The sequence below is a fragment of the Bradyrhizobium algeriense genome, assembly GCF_003062295.1.
Taxonomy (GTDB): domain Bacteria; phylum Pseudomonadota; class Alphaproteobacteria; order Rhizobiales; family Xanthobacteraceae; genus Bradyrhizobium; species Bradyrhizobium algeriense.
On sequence record NZ_PYCN01000012.1, the window covers coordinates 150,532 to 167,540 of the forward strand.

Annotated in this window: 16 protein-coding genes; 6 read left to right on the forward strand and 10 right to left on the reverse strand. The window is 62.3% G+C overall.

Going from position 1 to position 17,009, the window contains the following annotated elements; translation table 11 throughout:
* Positions 1 to 15: 15 nt before the first annotated feature.
* The 8 genes from C7G61_RS23045 to C7G61_RS23080 form a co-directional block, all read right to left on the reverse strand.
* Positions 16 to 1,263, reverse strand: coding sequence for a class I SAM-dependent RNA methyltransferase (locus C7G61_RS23045; RefSeq protein ID WP_108518718.1), 1,248 nt, complete (start codon positions 1,261 to 1,263; stop codon positions 16 to 18).
* Positions 1,256 to 2,011 (reverse strand): TlyA family RNA methyltransferase, encoded by a 756-nt coding sequence (locus tag C7G61_RS23050; protein ID WP_108518720.1) that lies wholly within the window; start codon positions 2,009 to 2,011, stop codon positions 1,256 to 1,258. Before C7G61_RS23050 ends, C7G61_RS23045 begins: the two co-directional genes overlap by 8 nt.
* A 17-nt stretch (positions 2,012 to 2,028) precedes the next feature.
* Positions 2,029 to 2,592 carry a nucleoside 2-deoxyribosyltransferase gene (locus tag C7G61_RS23055; RefSeq protein WP_108518722.1) on the reverse strand — a complete coding sequence of 188 codons (564 nt, stop codon included), beginning with the start codon at positions 2,590 to 2,592 and terminating at the stop codon, positions 2,029 to 2,031.
* Positions 2,593 to 2,802: 210 nt separating this feature from the next.
* Positions 2,803 to 4,749 (reverse strand): 1-deoxy-D-xylulose-5-phosphate synthase, encoded by a 1,947-nt coding sequence (gene dxs / locus C7G61_RS23060; RefSeq protein WP_190241929.1) that lies wholly within the window; start codon positions 4,747 to 4,749, stop codon positions 2,803 to 2,805.
* A 331-nt stretch (positions 4,750 to 5,080) separates the two neighbouring features.
* A complete protein-coding gene (locus C7G61_RS23065; RefSeq protein WP_108518726.1) occupies positions 5,081 to 6,379 on the reverse strand; it encodes a hypothetical protein in 1,299 nt (432 codons plus the stop codon).
* Positions 6,380 to 6,517: 138 nt separating this feature from the next.
* Positions 6,518 to 6,769, reverse strand: a complete 252-nt coding sequence (locus tag C7G61_RS23070; RefSeq protein WP_108518728.1) for an exodeoxyribonuclease VII small subunit — start codon at positions 6,767 to 6,769, stop codon at positions 6,518 to 6,520.
* A gap of 73 nt (positions 6,770 to 6,842) precedes the next feature.
* Entirely contained in the window at positions 6,843 to 7,769 is a 927-nt protein-coding gene (locus C7G61_RS23075) for a histone deacetylase family protein (protein ID WP_108518730.1), read from the reverse strand.
* A gap of 89 nt (positions 7,770 to 7,858) precedes the next feature.
* Complete coding sequence (locus tag C7G61_RS23080) at positions 7,859 to 9,523, reverse strand: bifunctional metallophosphatase/5'-nucleotidase (protein WP_108518733.1); 1,665 nt, start codon at positions 9,521 to 9,523, stop codon at positions 7,859 to 7,861.
* A gap of 237 nt (positions 9,524 to 9,760) precedes the next feature.
* Here C7G61_RS23080 and C7G61_RS23085 point away from each other — a divergent pair, with 237 nt between their 5' ends.
* From C7G61_RS23085 to C7G61_RS23095, 3 genes are all read left to right on the forward strand, one after another.
* Entirely contained in the window at positions 9,761 to 10,702 is a 942-nt protein-coding gene (locus C7G61_RS23085) for a ring-cleaving dioxygenase (protein WP_108518735.1), read from the forward strand.
* Between the two features lie 118 nt (positions 10,703 to 10,820).
* Positions 10,821 to 11,027: a DUF1737 domain-containing protein gene (locus C7G61_RS23090; protein ID WP_108518738.1), complete on the forward strand. Its 207-nt coding sequence runs from the start codon at positions 10,821 to 10,823 to the stop codon at positions 11,025 to 11,027.
* A 518-nt stretch (positions 11,028 to 11,545) separates the two neighbouring features.
* The gene (locus C7G61_RS23095; RefSeq protein WP_244608425.1) at positions 11,546 to 12,352 is read left to right on the forward strand and encodes a hypothetical protein; all 807 of its coding nucleotides are present in this window, start codon (positions 11,546 to 11,548) and stop codon (positions 12,350 to 12,352) included.
* Between the two features lie 331 nt (positions 12,353 to 12,683).
* On the opposite strand, the gene C7G61_RS23100 is transcribed toward C7G61_RS23095, so the two are convergent.
* On the reverse strand, positions 12,684 to 12,899 hold the full coding sequence (locus C7G61_RS23100) for a hypothetical protein (protein WP_108518740.1): 216 nt from the start codon (positions 12,897 to 12,899) through the stop codon (positions 12,684 to 12,686).
* A gap of 681 nt (positions 12,900 to 13,580) precedes the next feature.
* On the opposite strand from C7G61_RS23100, the gene C7G61_RS23105 reads away from it, so the two are divergent.
* The 3 genes from C7G61_RS23105 to C7G61_RS23115 all read left to right on the forward strand — a co-directional run bounded on the left by C7G61_RS23105 (position 13,581) and on the right by C7G61_RS23115 (position 15,345).
* Positions 13,581 to 13,772 carry a hypothetical protein gene (locus tag C7G61_RS23105; protein ID WP_108518742.1) on the forward strand — a complete coding sequence of 64 codons (192 nt, stop codon included), beginning with the start codon at positions 13,581 to 13,583 and terminating at the stop codon, positions 13,770 to 13,772.
* Complete coding sequence (locus C7G61_RS23110; RefSeq protein WP_108518744.1) at positions 13,769 to 14,890, forward strand: hypothetical protein; 1,122 nt, start codon at positions 13,769 to 13,771, stop codon at positions 14,888 to 14,890. Before C7G61_RS23105 ends, C7G61_RS23110 begins: the two co-directional genes overlap by 4 nt.
* A gap of 125 nt (positions 14,891 to 15,015) precedes the next feature.
* On the forward strand, positions 15,016 to 15,345 hold the full coding sequence (locus tag C7G61_RS23115) for a GcrA family cell cycle regulator (RefSeq protein WP_108518747.1): 330 nt from the start codon (positions 15,016 to 15,018) through the stop codon (positions 15,343 to 15,345).
* Between the two features lie 116 nt (positions 15,346 to 15,461).
* Here the strand turns inward: C7G61_RS23115 and C7G61_RS23120 are convergent, their stop codons facing one another.
* A complete protein-coding gene (locus C7G61_RS23120) occupies positions 15,462 to 16,811 on the reverse strand; it encodes a hypothetical protein (RefSeq protein ID WP_244608426.1) in 1,350 nt (449 codons plus the stop codon).
* Between the last annotated feature and the right edge of the window lie 198 nt (positions 16,812 to 17,009).

Here is a 17,009-nt window from a genome sequence, read left to right on the forward strand (position 1 = left end):
GCCGTATCGCTGGCGTCAGCGCCTGAAACGCGCCACCAACTCGACATGCGGCGTGTGGCGGAATTGGTCGACCGGGGTGACGCCGTCGATCTTGTAGCCACCGTCGATCAAAATCTTTGCGTCGCGCGCGAATGTCGTGACGTTGCAGGATACCGCCACCACCGTCGGAATCTTGCTGGCCGCGAGCTGTGTTGCCTGCGCCTGCGCGCCCTGCCGCGGCGGGTCGAACACGACCGCATCATAGTCGCGCAATTCCTGCGGCATCAGCGGGCGGCGGAATAGATCACGCGCCTCGGCCTTGACCGGCTTCAGCCCCGAGGTGGACGTCGCGGCCTTCTGCAAGGCTGCGACCGCGTCGGCGTCGCTGTCGAAGGCGGCGATACGCGACTTCGCCGCCAGCCGCAGCGCGAAGGGGCCGACGCCGCAGAACAGGTCGGCAATATGTTTGGCACGCTTGCAATGGTCGGAGACCAGCGCCGCCAGCGTTTCCTCGCCCGCCACCGTTGCCTGCAGGAACGAGCCGGGCGGCAGCGCCACCTGAGCGGCGCCGATCGAAATCACCGGCGGCGTTCGCATCAGTACCAGTTCGCCGTGGCGCGTCAGCCGCGCCAGCCGGTGCTGTTCCGCGATGCGCGACAGCCTGGTGATCAAGGCGGTCGACAGCGGGCCGGAGCCGCGCACGTCGACATCGAGCCCGCTATTGGTCGCGGTGATCTGGATGTCGAGCGGCTTGCCGACCCCGATCAGCGGCTCGGCGATGGCCCAGGCCGCCTCGATCGCGCCGTTCAGATGCGGGTCGAGGATCGGGCAGCGGTCGATCGGAATGATGTCGTGCGAACCGGCCGCCGCATAGCCGACCTTGAGCACGTCGTGCGTTCCTATCCGCCCGTGCAGGGTGATGCGCCTGCGGCCCGCGCCATGGGCATCGATCAATGGCGCCACGTCGCAATCGATTCCCGCCTGCGCCAGCGTCGTCGCCACCAGCTCGCGCTTCCAGGCGCGATAGGGCTCAGTGTCCCAGTGCTGGATTGCGCAGCCGCCGCAGACGCCGAAGTGCGGACAGAACGGCTTGATCCGCTCCACGCTTGCGGCCTCGACCTTGAGCAATCGCCTGCGGTCGGGATGGTGACCGGGAACGGCTGCGGCCTCTATCGTTTCGCCGCCCAGCGTATAGGGAACGTAGATGTTGCCGCTGCCTGCGATGGCGACGCCATCGCCATGGTGGCCGACATGGTCGATCACGAGGCGCTCGCTGTCAGCCACGGCGCGCGCCCATGAAGAATTCGATATTGCCGTCGCCGCCGGTGATCGGCGAGGGAAACACCTGGATATCGGTGCAGCCGAGCAAAGTGGCAAATTCCGTGATGTCGTCGCAGATTTCCTGATGCACCATCGCGTTGCGGATGATGCCGTGCTTGGAGTGTTTCCGCTCCGCCTCGAATTGCGGCTTGATCAGCGCCAGGAGATGCATCGGCGCGGCGGCGAGCGACAGCGCCACCGGCAGCACCGCCTTCAGGGAAATGAAGCTGACGTCGATGACGACGACATCGGGCCGCGCCGGCAGCCGCTTGCCCTCGAATTGGCGGATATCGGTTTCTTCCATCGATACGATCCTGGAGTGATCGCGCAGCGAGGGATGCAACTGGCCGCGCCCGACATCGATGGCGAAGACGAGGCTCGCGCCGTTCGCCAGCAGCACCTCGGTGAAGCCGCCGGTGGAGGCGCCGACGTCGAGGCAGACATGGCCCTCGATCTCGATCGGATACAGTTCCAGGGCGCCTGCCAGCTTGACGCCGCCGCGCGAGACCCAGGGGTGCGCGGGCTGCGCGGACAATTCGGCACTGGCGGCGATCATCTCCGACGCTTTCAGCACCGGCCGCCCGTCGGCCGTCACGCCGCCGGCGTCGATCGCGGCGCGGGCGCGCGCGCGGCTTTCGAACACGCCGCGCTCGACCAGGAGCACGTCCACGCGCTTGCGGGGAGAGGTTTCACTGTTGCTCGTCTTCGCCAAGGTCAGTCCGATTTGCCTCAGTCCGATTTGCGGGTGGCGCGATCCGCCGCGAGCGCGACGCAGGCCTCGAACGAGGTGAGATCGTGCCAGATATCCAGAGGCCGCTGCCGCGGTGTCACCAGTCTAGCACCATGCAGATCGAGCGTGTGGATCATCATGAGATTGTCGGGCAGCCCAAAATCTTCCACCGTCAGTCCGTCATCGTCGATCAGATGGCCGCCACCGGCTTTCGTGACCGCAAAGGATCGCGCGACCCGCTCGGCATAGACGGCGGGATCGTTGCTGTAGGCGAAGCAGAGCTTGCCGCGCCCGGCCATGTAGCCGAGTTCATAGACGGTGCCGGCGTCGGCACTGGGGCCGCGAAACGGCGTAAGGTTGGCAATGATCGCGTCCGCCGCGTCCATCATGGCCTCGTTACCCTCAAATATCGCGCGCGAAGCATCGGCGGCCGAAAGATCGACCGCGTTGTCGAGCGGATAGAGCCCGCGCACGCCATGGCGGGCGCAGATCGCGGCCTTGCGGCGCCCGATCTCGATGGCGTCCGGCAGGAACACATCGGGACCTGCCAGATAGATCTTCATGGGATTACCGGCGCCAAGAAATAAATAATGGGATCACGGCAGGGTTACGCTCCCTCTCCCGCTTGCGGGGGAGGGCTGGGGTGGGGGTGCCGCCGCGAGTCACACGGTTCGTGTGGATAGAGCTTCCCCCACCCGGATCGCATCTTTCGATGCGATCCGACCTCCCCCGCAAGCGGGAGAGGTGGAGCGAGGCCGCGGACAGACCTAAACTCAGGCGAGCTTGACCGTCTCGGTCTTGTAGTCCTTGCCAAGCGCGTCGAAGACCTTGGCGACGATGCCCTTGGCGTCGAGTCCGGCATGGGCATACATCGCGGTCGGCGAGTCATGGTCGATGAATTCGTCGGGCAGGATCATCGCTCGCATCCTCAAGCCGCCATCGAGCATGCCGTTGTCGGACAGCGTCTGCATCACGTGCGAACCGAAGCCGCCGATCGAGCCTTCCTCGATGGTGAGCAGCACTTCGTGGTCGCGCGCCAGCTTCAGCACCAGATCGACGTCGAGCGGCTTCATGAAGCGCGCGTCGGCGATGGTGGTGGAGAGGCCGTGGGCGGCGAGTTCGTCGGCGGCCTTTTCGCATTCGGCCATGCGGGTGCCGAACGAGAGCAGGGCGATCTTGTTACCTTGGCGGACGATGCGGCCCTTGCCGATTTCGAGGGGGATGCCGACCTCGGGCATTTCGACGCCGCGGCCTTCGCCGCGCGGATAGCGCACCGCGCTCGGGCGGTCGTTGATCGCAACCTGCGTCGCGACCATGTGCACCAGTTCCGCCTCATCGGATGCGGCCATGATGACGAAATTCGGCAGGCAGCCGAGATAGGCGCAGTCGAAGGAGCCTGCATGCGTCGCGCCGTCGGCGCCGACCAGACCGGCGCGGTCGATCGCAAAACGAACCGGCAGGCTCTGGATCGCGACGTCGTGGACCACCTGGTCGTAGCCGCGCTGCAGGAAGGTCGAGTAGATCGCGCAGAACGGCTTGTAGCCTTCGGTGGCGAGGCCGGCGGCAAACGTCACCGCATGCTGCTCGGCAATGCCGACGTCGAAGGTCCGGTCGGGGAAGGCCTTGTTGAAGATGTCGACGCCGGTGCCGGACGGCATCGCCGCGGTGATGGCGACGATCTTGTCGTCCTTCTCGGCTTCCTTGACGAGGCTCTGGCCGAACACGTTCTGGTAGGCCGGCGCATTCGGCTTTGCCTTCGCCTGGGCGCCGGTGGCGACGTCGAACTTGACCACGGCGTGATACTTGTCGGCGGAAGCTTCCGCCGGACCATAGCCCTTGCCCTTCTGCGTCACGACATGAACCAGGATCGGGCCGGTTTCCATGTCGCGGACGTTCTTCAGAACGGGCAGCAGATGGTCCAGATTGTGGCCATCGATCGGGCCGACGTAATAGAAGCCGAGTTCCTCGAATAGCGTGCCGCCGTCCATCATGAAGCCGCGGGAATATTCCTCGACGCGGTTGGCGCGGTTGGCGAGGATCTTGGGCAGACGCTTGTTGATCTGTTTGGCCGCCTCGCGCAGCGAGCGATAGGTCTTGCCGGAGTAGAGGCGGGACAGATAGGCGCTCATCGCGCCGACCGGAGGCGCAATCGACATGTCGTTGTCGTTGAGGATGACGATCAGGCGCGAGTTCATCGCACCCGCATTGTTCATGGCTTCATAGGCCATGCCCGCGGACATCGAGCCGTCGCCAATCACGGAGATAACGTTGTTCTTGCCGCCGGAGAGGTCGCGGGCGACCGCCATGCCGAGGCCGGCGGAGATCGAGGTCGAGGAATGCGCGGCGCCGAACGGATCGTAATCGCTCTCGGTGCGCTTGGTGAAGCCGGAGAGCCCGCCGGCGGTGCGCAGCGTGCGGATGCGGTCACGGCGGCCGGTCAGGATCTTGTGCGGGTAGGCCTGGTGGCCGACGTCCCAGATCAGGCGGTCGCGCGGCGTGTCGAAGATGTAATGGATCGCGGTGGTGAGTTCCACGACGCCGAGGCCGGCGCCGAAGTGGCCACCGGTCACCGAAACGGCGTCGATGGTTTCCTGGCGGAGTTCGTCCGCGACCTGACGCACCTGCTCGATCTTGAGCTTGCGAAGATCGTCGGGCGTGCGGATGGTATCGAGAAGCGGCGTTTTACTAAATGTGGTCACAGCGATATTCCAATTTTGCATGTCAGGGCGAAACGGCCCGACGCGAGACGGGAAGCGCGTTAACCGCGCCGTGAAATTCCAGACCCCGGTGCCATCTCGGCAGGCCGGTACCTGATTTGAAAGCCTAGATGCACTCCAGCCTAAACCATGTGATATGCATCACGTTAGTAGCTTCGAAACCCTTCCCGGTTCAGTTTCTTTAGCTATTTGAAGCGCTTACAGCCGTCGAAAGTCGCCCGGCAGGCGCTCTCCCCAGCCCATAGAACCGCAACCTTTACACCAAAGCCGCCGCCAAAGCCAACCCGGAGCGCCGATTCGGTGCCCTGGTGCGGGCCGGAAAAACCTCGGCTTTTCAACCGCTGCGGCGCGCAGATGGTTCCAATTTGCTCAAATCGGCGGCACTTGCGGCCGCCGTCGTGGCCGCTTCCAGCCTTTTCCAGGCCCGGTTGCGCACGCCGGAATCGCCGGTGGCGACATCAAGCGCGGCGTCGGGGACGGCCACGCGCGCGCTGAGCGGGACCGGTCCGCAGACGATCATGAAGAAGTCGTAGGCGTTGGGCAGTTCGTTGGCCATTACGAACTGGAAATGCACGCGGAAGAACTGCCAGCGAAACTTTTCGTAGTGCTCGGGTCGGATGATGTCGCGGAAGCGGACCGGCACGATCGTCGGGTTGCGCCTGGCGGCGCCGACGTCGATGCCGTGGCTCGTGATTGGATCGAACTGGTAGAAATTCATCACGTCCTTGCGGGCCTGACAGTCGATCCAGTCGATCGACGGCTCGATCGCGAGCTGCCGCAGATGGTCGCGGAATTGTTTCGACACGGCGTGATAGCCGACGATCGGGAAGTTGCCGCCGAGCGTCAGCAGCACGATCCGTGGACCGTGACGGCCGAGCGCGGGGTCGAGCTTCAGCGCGCGCGCCAGCATTTCCGTCGACAGGAACGATCCGGAGCTATGGCCGACGATGACGATTTCTTCGGCGTCGGTGCTTTTGGCTGTCTTGACCAGGTGCTGCGCGAAGCGGTCGATGCGCTGGTCCCATTCCGGGCGCTCGCGGTGCGAGAATTCCCAGGTCCAGATCGTGTCGCACAGGAGGTAGAGCACGTAAGTGGCGTTCTCGGTGTATTTCAGCACGGCCCCGAGCAGCCCCACGAAGATCGCGATCGCGGCCGCGATGCTGAAAGGATCGGGAATGCCGATGGCGTTGAGGCCCTTCTCGAACACGAAGGCGATGGCTGCAGCACCGGCGGCTTCGAGCAGCAGCACAAGATGCGGATAGGTGATGAACGTGGCAAAACGCCAGTTCGCCTTGCCGAAGCGGGCGATGGTGCCGGCGAAGACCAACCGCCAGTAGATCCACACCGCGCTGAACACCGTGCGCCAGATCGGCGACGCCAGGTCCTGCTGGATGAAATCCTCGAACCGGAGGAAATCGTAGGCCGTGCGGGTCTGCCAGTCCTCTGCCTTGGTATCGATGGTCCAGGACGCGATCTCGTCGTCGGCTACGACCTTGGGCCGGCTGATGGTGGCCTGGAGCTGGTAAAGCCGGCCGAACTTGCGCAGTTCAGTCCGGAACATGCGGTAATATTGCGCCAGCCCGCGCGGATCGTAGCCCTGAATATAGATGATATGGCGGTGCTGGACGCGCACGTACTGTCCCCGAGGTAATCGCCGACTATAACAGGCTGGGCAGGGCGCCAAGAACTAAATCGGCGACTAAATCGGCTACCAAATTGGCCGGTATTCAGCGTTTGGGGTGGGGCGGGGCCGATATTCCCACCGGTTGGATCACTGCACGTCGAGCGGCTCGGTCCCGGTGACCTGGCCGTTGGCATCGGTGGTGATTTTGTCCACGCGCGCCTCGGCCTGCCGCAGCAATTCTTCGCAGCGTCGCTTCAGCGCCTCGCCACGCTCATAGATCGCGACCGATTCCTCGAGCGGCACCTTGCCGTCTTCCAGCCGCTTCACGATCGATTCGAGCTCCTCGATCGCGCGCTCGAAGGAGAGTTTTTTGACGTCCATTTGGGTATTTTCGGCCATATCAAGTTCCCGAATGCGCCCCCTAAGAGCGCAGAATCAAATAACAATTTTGAGCGCCTATTGTGGCGGGGATTTACGCGCCCATCAATGCGGTGACATGGGCCGCAACCGACTCTTTCAGCCCCTGCAGGTCGTAGCCGCCCTCCAGAACTGACACAACCCGGCCACCTGCGCTTGCGTCGGCCTGGTCCATCAGCTTGCGCGTGACCCAGCCGAAATCATCGGCCTTCAGGTTGATCGAGGCCAGCGGATCGCGATGATGCGCGTCGAAGCCAGCGGAGATGATGATCAGTTCCGGCGCGAACTTCTGCAATTGCGGCAGGATCAGGTTTTCGAACGCTGAGCGGAACTTGGCGCTGCCGTCTTCGGAAGCCAGCGGCGCATTGACGATGGTATCATGTTCGCCGCGCTCGCCGCTGGCGCCGGTGCCCGGAAACAGCGGCATCTGGTGCGTCGAGCAATACATCACGGTCGGATCGTGCCAGAAGATGTCCTGCGTGCCGTTGCCGTGATGGACGTCGAAATCGACGATCGCCGCGCGGCCGATGCCGTATTTGCGCTGGGCGTGACGCGCCGCAATGGCGGCATTGTCGAAGAAGCAGAAGCCCATCGGCTTCGAGACCTCGGCATGGTGGCCGGGCGGCCGCACCGCGACGAAGGCATTCGGGTGGGCGCCGGACATCACAGCATCGGTCGCCGCCACCGCGCCGCCGACGCCGCGCATGACAGCTTCCCAGGTACCCGGCGACATCGAGGTGTCGCCGTCGATATAGATCATGCCGCTTTGCGGGGCGATATGCCGGAGTTCGCCGACATAATGCTCGCCGTGGCACAGCGTGACGGAATCCAGATTGCCTTCCGGCGCCTCGCTGCGCGTGAGCGGCTTGAAGCGCTCTTCACCCAGCACCTCCGCCACCGCGCGCAACCGGTCGGGACGTTCCGGATGCCCGGGGGGCGTGACATGGTCGAGACAGGCGGTATGCGTCAGAAGCAGCGTCATGCAAAATCCTGGCGTTGAGGCGCGCGCCGGCGAGGGATCGGCTAATCTAGGCGGTTAGCGGCCGCTCGGAAAGGCCCACGGCGTCAGGCTCAATCGATCCTGATAATGCGATCGGCGGCGGTCGCGCCGACCGGGCTGTTCGCCGCAAAATAGGCATGCAGCGCGTCGACGTCGTAAATGCCGACCTGCGGCGCGGTTCCCTGGGTGAGCGCGGTGAAACCGTCGCCGCCGACGAACAGGAAATTGTTGACGGTGACGCGATAGCTCGCGGCGGGATCGAGCGGTTGCCCGTTCAGCGACATCCGCTCGGCGATGACGCGTTCGCCGTCGCCCTTCGATCCGTCCCACGCATAGGCGAATCCCTTCGACACCTGCAGGATCCTTGGCCGCTTCGGATCGAGCCATTGCTGCTCCAGCATGTCCTTGATCTGTTTTCCCGTCAGCGTGATCGTCACCAGTTGATTGCGGAACGGCTGGCTGGCGAACAAATCGCCATAGGTCACCGCGCCGTTTTCCTTGTGCGTAATGTCGGTGCGGATGCCGCCCGGATTGGTGAAGGCGATGACGGCGCCGCCGTTCGCGGCCGCACTGGTGGCGGCGAGCTGCGCGTCTGCGATGATATCGCCGAGCGGGCTCTCGCCGGTATTTTTCGGCGTGCGCGACAGCGTTTCCGTCAGCGAACCCGCCGGACGGTTGGCGATGGGGGCCGCGACCCTGTCGTAGGCTTCGATGAGCGCGGTCTGGTCGAGATTCTTCGAAAGCGTCGCTGACCGTACGATGGTGTTGTCGGCTTTGGCGCTGACGATATCGCGCGTGACACGGTCGAGCTTGAGATCGATCGCGGTGACGAGCGTGCCGTATTTGTCGCCAGAAGTAACGAGCCGCCCGTCGATCTCGCAGACATAGGCGCGGTGGGTGTGGCCGGAGACCACGACGTCTACCGCGTGATCGAATTTTTTGACGATATCGACAATCGGTCCCGAAACGCCGGGGCACTCATTGTAGTCGCCTGTCGGCAATCCACCTTCATGGATCAGCACGACGATGGCCTCGACGCCGCGCGCCTTCAGTTCCGGGATCAGCGCATTGACCGTGCTGGCTTCGTCGCGAAATTCGAGGTCAGCAATGCCAACCGGCGAGACGAGGCCCGGGGTGCCCTTCAAGGTCAGGCCGATGAAGGCGACCGGAATGCCCTCGAAGCTGCGGATTTCGTAAGGGGGAAACACGGTCTTGCCGCTGCTCTTCTCGAACGTGCTGGCGGCGAGATAGCGAAATTTTGCGCCCGCAAACGGATGCGGTCCCTGGCATTTGTCGACCGGGTGGCAGCCGCCATGCTGCATGCGCAAGAGCTCGTCCTTGCCCTCGTCGAATTCGTGGTTGCCGACCGAGGAAATCTCCAGCCCCATCATCGACAGCGCCTCGATCGTCGGCTCGTCATGGAACATGGCCGACAGAAACGGGCTGGCGCCGATCAAATCGCCGGCCGCGACGAAGATCGTATTCTTGTGTCCTTCGCGAAGCTGGCTAACCAGCGTCGCCATGTGTTCGGCGCCACCGGCAGGGACGGTGATCTTCTTCGTCCTGTCCTCGGGATCGGCAATCGTGATCCCGCCCGGGGGCGGGCGAAGGTAGCCGTGGAAATCGTTGATCGCGAGAATGCGCAGGTCGACGGGGGCGGGGGTCTGGGCGAGCGATGATGCGGCAAGCGCCATCATGATCGCCAAGGCAAGGATGGGACGAAGGAGGGGGTTCATGACACTGACATTGGCAGGTAGCTTGGTGTTTCCTCGTCATCGCGAGCGTAGCGAAGCAATCCATGGCGCCGCATCAAGAGAGAATGGATTGCTTCGCTGCGCTCGCAATGACGGTGTCGGGATTTCGGGCGGCGATGCTGCCGCTGGCGATCGATCGGGGCGTATCCTACATGATCGCGCAGGAAGCCGAAATATCCCGGCCGCTTTTTGCCGGGAGCGAACAGCAAGGACAACGCAATGCAGCTAGGCGGAATTCATCATTTGACCGCGATCTCCGCGAAGCCGCGGGACAATCTGGCCTTTTACACTGGCCTGCTCGGCATGCGGCTGGTCAAGAAGACCGTCAACCAGGATGACGTCAGCGCCTACCACCTGTTCTACGCCGACGGCAAAGCCAACCCCGGCACCGATCTCACCTTCTTCGATTTCCCGGCCGCCCCCGAGCGGCGCGGAACCAACTCGATCTCGCGTACGGGCTTGCGCGTCGCGGGCGAGAAGACGCTGGGCTACTGGCGGGATCGCCTCAAGAACGCCGGCGCCGCGGCCCGCGATATCGTCGAGGTCGACGGCCGGCTGACGCTGCCGTTCGAGGACGGCGAGGGGCAAAGGCTGGTGCTGATCGACGATAGCGGCGCTGGTGCGGCCTCGCCGTGGGAGCGCAGCCCGGTGCCGGCAGAGCACCAGATCCGTGGGCTCGGTCCGATCGTGCTGACAGTACAGGAGCTGTCGCGCACCGCCTTCGTGCTGACCGAGGTGATGAACATGCGCCGCGTGCGCGACTACGCCGCCCACGGCGCGGAGATTCATGTGTTCGAGATGGGCGAGGGCGGCCCCTCCGCCGAGCTGCACGTGATCGAAGCCAAGGGTTTAGCCGTCGCGCAGCAGGGCGCCGGCGGAGTGCACCATGTCGCATTCCGCACGCCGGACGAGGCGCAGTACCACGCCTGGACCCAGCGCCTGAACCAGTTTCGCCTCCCCAACAGCGGCGAGATCGACCGCTTCTATTTCCGCAGCCTCTACTTCCGCGAGCCCAACGGGATATTGTTCGAGATCGCGACGGATGGACCGGGGTTTGCGACGGACGAGCCGATGGAGACGCTGGGTGAAAAACTGGCGCTGCCGCCGTTCCTGGAGCCGCGAAGGGCAGCGATCGAGGCGGGACTGAAGCCGATTTCGTAGATTTCGTAGGATGGGTAGAGCGCAGCGAAACCCATCAATCCTTGCGCAGAGGCATGATGGGTATCGCTCCGCTCCACCCATCCTACGGATTGAAGCTCGTGAACCTGTCGAGGACATCATGAAGGTCTACCGATATCTGACCGGCAAGGATGACGCCGCATTCTGCCATCGGGTGACCGATGCTCTGAACCGCGGGTGGCAGCTTTACGGACAACCCACTCTGACATACGACGATAAGCGCGGCGAAGTAATCTGCGGGCAAGCCATCACCAAGGACGTCGAAGGCAAGACCTACGATCCCGAAATGGATTTGTCGAAGCTGTAGCGCAGAAGACTTCGTAGGATGGGTAGAGCGAAGCGAAACCCGTCATCGTCGTCGTACGCTGTGATGATGGGTATTGCCGCGCTCCACCCATCTATGAATCCGTTGATTCGAAGGCTTGCCATGAACGCGTGAGGCATCCATTGTTGCGGCTGTTCGCCGTTTAGTTGCAAGGAAGTACCTTGTTTCATAAGCTTCAGCCGTTCGTACTTCTACTGTTTTTGACGCGGTCATAGGCCGCCAGTGCCGGCGATCTCATGATCGACGGCGTCCCCACCCACTCCCATCTGATGCAACTATTGCGACTACGAAGCCAGGGAATGCATTCCAGCAATGGAGCGGCGTTTGGGTTGGCGTGTGGCTCGGAAGCCCCAAACATATCCTGCTCGTTGAATCCATCGGCGAGGACGGCACCGCGCGTCGTATATGCGATTGGCGACAATTTCAGTAGCCAGCCGGGTGCAAATGGTTATTTTGTGCCACCGCCGCCGTCTTGGACCATCCTTTTGCGGTGAGATGTGATGATGGAAGATCACCCCCTTCTGAACGTGGTGGCAAACTGGCCAGGCCGTGTTTCGACACAGCTTGCCTTTGAGGCGCGCGGCTTCTTGGTCCACACGGCATGGCAGAATCGAATGATTGAGTTCTGCGGTGAACACCAGGCGGACTTGCTCAATCGATATTGGGATGAAGTCGCGTTGGAGACAATGCGGTGCGCAGGAAAGGTAATTTCGGACCAGCGGATATTTGGCATTGAACCAAAATACCGGTCTGCATTTTTGGACGAACTCTTTGCGGCCAGGGATTTTGTCGAGCCTCCATTTCGCTATCCCCCCCTTATCAGACGCTTGTTTGAGCACATTAAGAAAACTGGGGTTGATGCAGAGTTCAGGATGAGCGAAGCAGCCTTCATAAAGAAGCAGACGAAGGAGGAGAGCGAGCGCTTAGGAATTCGGACGACAGGTTGGACAGGAAAGAAGCGGGACGTCATTCCCTTCATCGATGAGTTTTGTTTGGCACAGGCATTTGAGCGCCGTCGTAACCGCTGGCATAAAAATCTAAGCTGCGGCCTTGTCTTCGAGGTCAGTACTGATCTCGGGGGGAGTCCTTATTGTACCCAAATGCCATTGATATTTCGGATATTCCACGCGGACGATCCCAAATTTGCGTTTGAGTTGGGAGGGAATGAGCCGTTTGATCAGCTTGTCTACGGAAGTCGATTATACGGGGGAGGAGGGGATGCCAGCGATTTTGTCTTGGGAGTTCGGGCTAACATTGAGCTGTTCGATGTAATCGCCGCATCCTTTGGGGCTTCTCAGCACGCTTAGAATCTTAAGCAGTCTTGGTTTCTTGCAAATTGCTGCGAAGCTCTTCACTTCAATCCAATAATAGGAAATTGCAGAACCTCTTCCTCGCAGCGAATTCCGCAACAATCTTGCGTGAGATTTGAATAGCTCGGAGTTGCGGTGACACCCATGGACTCGCTGTGCCGCGCCCGCCGCATCCTTCGAGCCAACGGTTGGCCGTTGCTCGCAAACACTGATTTCCCGAGCCCGCCACGCGCCGCGAGAAGGCGAGGTCATGTTTACGAACGTTGACGCAAGCAAATTCGTTATGCCCGGCAGTGAACCGCGCCAGCGTGAGCCAGCTTGCCGCGGCTCAGGCTTCGTTCTTCGGCGTGTACTTTCCGAGCACGCATTTGTAGCGCTGCAATCGCCAGTCGCGATACGGCCCCTTGGCGAGCCAGTCGGCAATTCCGATCTGCGCGTTGACCGCGCAGGCGCTCATGGTGATGCCGGACTGGTCACTGGTGGTGACGACTTTTTCGAGACAGAGCTGGCTGTTGCAGAGAACGGCGACGAGAGTGACGAGCATGGCGACCTTCGTTGATAAGGAATATCCAATTCGTTCAGCTTCATTCAGCCAATGCAGGGTTCATGCCAACATTGGTGCACGCCGTTTTTTTGGACGCTCCCTTACGCGAATTGACCTGTAAATACGCAACCCTTCCGTAGCCGTGCTTTTTTGCGCGGGACGGATACCAGCAAACGCCAGGGGAATGCGAACTGTGCTGAGAGTAGGGGCGGGCATGCACGATTCGCAAAGCGTAGAACTACGGGACCATGCCGGAATGGCCGTGACTGTCTTAACGCTGCAACAGTGCTGGATTGTCGTGTCTGGGCTCGCGATGATCGCACAGTTCGTAGGATGGGTAGAGCGCAGCGAAACCCATCACCGTCCCGGGCAGCAATATTGATTGACATCGCTGCGCTCCACCCATCCTACAAATTGGGCTCGCTCGCTACTGGGTTCGCTCGCGAACTCGCAAATTCAGATCGTCCGGTTGATTTCGTCCTCGAAGCGCATTTCAGACTCAATCCGGACATCGCGCGATGTTCGTTTCGCGCTCCACGTATGGAGCGGTTCCCTCCTGCGAGCAGGATGAGGCATTAGTGCAACAACCATCGTGCTAAATTCCGGAAGGCGAATCGTTGGGCAGCGCCAGCCTGCCCGTGGAGATATAATCGCATCGACGAATCCGAAAAGGAGTTTTCGATGGCGAAATTTGCGGTTGGCGAGCAAGTCGAAAACGTTGCCAACGATCACGAGTCGGGCACGGTTGTCGCGGTGTTTCCGACCGTTGACGGAAGCTTCAGGTATGCCGTCGACACGGAAGGTTACGGCACACTCCAGTTCTTCGCCGAGGAGAAGCTGGCGTTTGCCGTTACGAGGCAGGGGGCCACATGACACGCCGCGCAACCACGCAAGCGATCTCCGCGACCGAACCGACGGAGGGCGACAGCGATGCTGTGCGCATCAGGCATCAGCTTGACGCCTGGGCCAATGCCTCACATCGCACGCCTCGATTGGTGGCGACGCCTATGGAAGACGTAAGCGTTGAATCATCCGGCGAGGCGCCGTTGCCGGCGACGAAACGCAGCCGCGGCTCTCCGGCATCCAAGGCCGCTAAAGGCACCAAGGCCAAGGCAGCCAGGACAGCCAGGACCAAGACGACCGAGGCCAAGACGACCGAGGCCGATGGCGAGCCAGAGGCGCCCAACGCGCCGCTTGAGCCGCCAGAGTTTTCCGCACCCATCGTGCCGGAGGCCGTTCCCGCCACGCCGGAACGCGCGCGCGCCAGCCGCGCCTTTGCCCTTGCCGCAGCGCTCGCCCTGGCGACGGTTGCGGCCTATTTTTCCGTCGCGGGCATGGCCGAGATATTTCCCGGCGCGCCGGTTGCGGTCATGGTGCTCGCCGCCACGATGGAAGCCGGCAAGCTGGTGATCGCCGGATGGCTGGCCGCGCATTGGCGCCGGACCAACTGGAAAATGCGTTTCGTCATGGTGGCCCTCGTTGCCGGCCTTGCGCTGATCAATGCCGCCGGCGTGTTCGGCAAGCTGGTCGAGGCGCATGTCAGCGTGGCGGCCACGTCGCGTTCAGGCGTCACCGAGCGCATTGAGGCGCTCGACGCCCGCGTCGCGGCGCAAAAGGCGGCCGTTGCCGACCTGGACAGCCGCATTGCGCAGATCGACCGGGCCGTCGACGAATCGACAAGCCGCGGCCGGGTGACGCGGGCCATCAACATCGCGACCCAACAGCGCCTGACGCGGGATGGGTTGGATACGCAGCGGCAGGCGGCAACCGCAACGCTGGTCGGTCTGCAGGCGCAACGCGCGGCGCTGGCCGGTGAACGTTCCCGCGTCGAGGCATCCGCAGGCCCGATCCAGTATCTTGCGATGATGGTCGGCGTCGCGCCCGAAGTCGCGGTGCGGTGGCTGATATTGTTGATGGTGCTCTGCTGCGATCCGGCCGCGATCGCCTTGACGGTCGCGGCGGCTGGTTCGCGAGTTCGCGATCCGAAGTAAGAGCTGACCGCAGTCGTCAACTTCGCGAGTGATGATGGCTGCATTAACGACGAGATCAACCATCGGCCAACGAACCATCAGCAACGACTCGCCTGTCGCCGACATTCGGTGTATAAGTATCTCCCATGAGTTGGGATGCGAAAGACGTAGCACTGCTCAAAGAACTCTGGGCCGCAGGCTACAGCGCCGGTCAGATCGCAAGTCGACTGGGCTACAGCCGCAACGCAGTGAGCGCGAAACTGAAGCGCTTGGGCCACAAGCGGGGTCACAAGCCACCGACGGCCAACCCCAGGATCGTGGCCGTGCCGACGCGAAGGCAGACGCTCGCAGCAGCCTGCGCCCGACCGGTGGATAGGGTGGTGTCTACGCAGAAGCCTGTCGCAAAGCAGACCAGGGAGCTCACCAAGCGCGAGCTTTACGCCATGCTGGCCAATGCGGTCAGGAATACGGGCTGACGCTTGCTGCCGCCTGGTCGAGAGGATCGGTATGATTGATGCGCCCCTGACAGGAGCGCAGACAGGGCAAGCTTGCAGTCTTCCCGCCGGGGGCGGGAAGTGCGTGCTTGAACCGGTCACATGGTCCGGCCTTTGGACAATTTTGCGGTTCGCGCGCCTTTGGACAATTTTACGTTTCGCGCGCGTTTGGTCGCGCTGTGGTCGCCTCGAGCAGCCAGCCGCTTGCCTTTCTTGATTTTCGCTTCCACCACGTGCGTTTTCGGCTTCGCTTCGGCCACCTGAGTCTTCGCGCCGCCGCGGCGAGAGGTATATTCCTGGCCGTCGATCGGCGCCACGTGGGGCGGATCTCTATCGAGATAGGGCCGGCCGATGCCAAATTCCTTGCCGCGTTCGTCGACCCATTTCCAGAGCTTTTCAGTCGAGACCCATCGCTGCGCCCGGGTCGCGCCCTTGACGCTCACGATGTCGGCCGCAAGCCCGCGGCCATAGCCGCCACGGGTACTCCCACCGTGGTAGGATCGATTGGTTGCGGCCTTGAGGCCGGTGGCGATCGATTGACGGTAGTCATCGCGGAAGGCGCTGGTGATGCCGGGCTGCAGTCCAGCCTGCTCCGCCGCGTGGAGCGTATGAAACAGCTTTATCTTGAAACTCCGGTCCATGCCGCCGATCACGTAGTCCATCATCGGCATGCCGGCTTTGTCCGCCGCCTTCGGGTCCTTCCACCCAAACTCCTCGTCGACACGCTTGGTGAAGGTCCTGGTGACGGTTACCGTCTTGCCCTTCCGCTTGATCGTGACTTTCCGCCGCTCAGTCACCTTGATGGCGTCGATCTTGGGTGCCCGTTCGTAGAGCGCCCACAGGTACCGGTCGATGCAGATCTCGGCTACCAGGCACTCCTCGTTGATTTCGATGGTGCTCACCGCCGGCAGGGCAGGCTCAGGCGTCGTTGCGACTTCTTCGGGCGAAAACACCTGCGACGGATCGGTTGAGGCGACGACAAAAGGCTTCGGCTCATCCGGGCTTGCCGTCGCGTCGGCGGTTTTTTCTGGCGCGGGATCAGGCATGCTCGCCTGCTTGCCCTCGGCGGACGGTGTTTCGGGCGAAACTACCTGCGACGAATCCGGCAGCGAGGCCACGACAAAAGGTTTCGGCTCATCCAGGCCTGCCGTCGTGTCGTCGGCTTTTGGCGTGGCTTCGGCGGCCGTTGCCATCGCAACATCACCGATGGCGGCGTTCGCTACTACGGTCGCCTGCGGTATGACCGTGGGCTCAGTGCTTGCGACGAGAGATGGTTCGTGGCGTTCCACGATTGACTTCGCGCCGGCGTTCTCGACGGAAGCGCTGATGTGCTGGGTGGAAGCCGAACCGAAGCCTGCGAGCCAGGCGAGAACACAACTCGCGAGAGCCAAGCCCGCGACAAAATTGATGCGGCGCTGCGCCTTCGTTGCCAATCGCCATGGGTCCATGATCCGGCCTCCCCAGGCTCCGCATGAGCCCAATTACACAGCCAAGCACGCGACGACGCGCATTGTTCGCACTGCGAAATGAATGCGCAACTGCGGGAAGCTACGGGATCATCTAATTTTTTGAAAGTGTTGCCTCAATACAACGCGCGGCAGCATGGAACTTGCTGTGTCATTTTGCGACGCATGCGCATTCATGCG

Excerpts from the sequence above, each read along its gene's own strand:
- C7G61_RS23055 (WP_108518722.1), bottom strand. The coding sequence starts at position 2,592 with ATGAAGATCTATCTGGCAGGTCCCGATGTGTTCCTGCCGGACGCCATC.
- dxs (WP_190241929.1), bottom strand. The coding sequence starts at position 4,749 with ATGCAAAATTGGAATATCGCTGTGACCACATTTAGTAAAACGCCGCTT.
- C7G61_RS23070 (WP_108518728.1), bottom strand. The coding sequence starts at position 6,769 with ATGGCCGAAAATACCCAAATGGACGTCAAAAAACTCTCCTTCGAGCGC.
- C7G61_RS23075 (WP_108518730.1), bottom strand. The coding sequence starts at position 7,769 with ATGACGCTGCTTCTGACGCATACCGCCTGTCTCGACCATGTCACGCCC.
- C7G61_RS23080 (WP_108518733.1), bottom strand. The coding sequence starts at position 9,523 with ATGAACCCCCTCCTTCGTCCCATCCTTGCCTTGGCGATCATGATGGCG.
- C7G61_RS23085 (WP_108518735.1), top strand. The coding sequence starts at position 9,761 with ATGCAGCTAGGCGGAATTCATCATTTGACCGCGATCTCCGCGAAGCCG.
- C7G61_RS23090 (WP_108518738.1), top strand. The coding sequence starts at position 10,821 with ATGAAGGTCTACCGATATCTGACCGGCAAGGATGACGCCGCATTCTGC.
- C7G61_RS23095 (WP_244608425.1), top strand. The coding sequence starts at position 11,546 with ATGATGGAAGATCACCCCCTTCTGAACGTGGTGGCAAACTGGCCAGGC.
- C7G61_RS23100 (WP_108518740.1), bottom strand. The coding sequence starts at position 12,899 with ATGCTCGTCACTCTCGTCGCCGTTCTCTGCAACAGCCAGCTCTGTCTC.
- C7G61_RS23105 (WP_108518742.1), top strand. The coding sequence starts at position 13,581 with ATGGCGAAATTTGCGGTTGGCGAGCAAGTCGAAAACGTTGCCAACGAT.
- C7G61_RS23110 (WP_108518744.1), top strand. The coding sequence starts at position 13,769 with ATGACACGCCGCGCAACCACGCAAGCGATCTCCGCGACCGAACCGACG.
- C7G61_RS23115 (WP_108518747.1), top strand. The coding sequence starts at position 15,016 with ATGAGTTGGGATGCGAAAGACGTAGCACTGCTCAAAGAACTCTGGGCC.
- C7G61_RS23120 (WP_244608426.1), bottom strand. The coding sequence starts at position 16,811 with ATGGACCCATGGCGATTGGCAACGAAGGCGCAGCGCCGCATCAATTTT.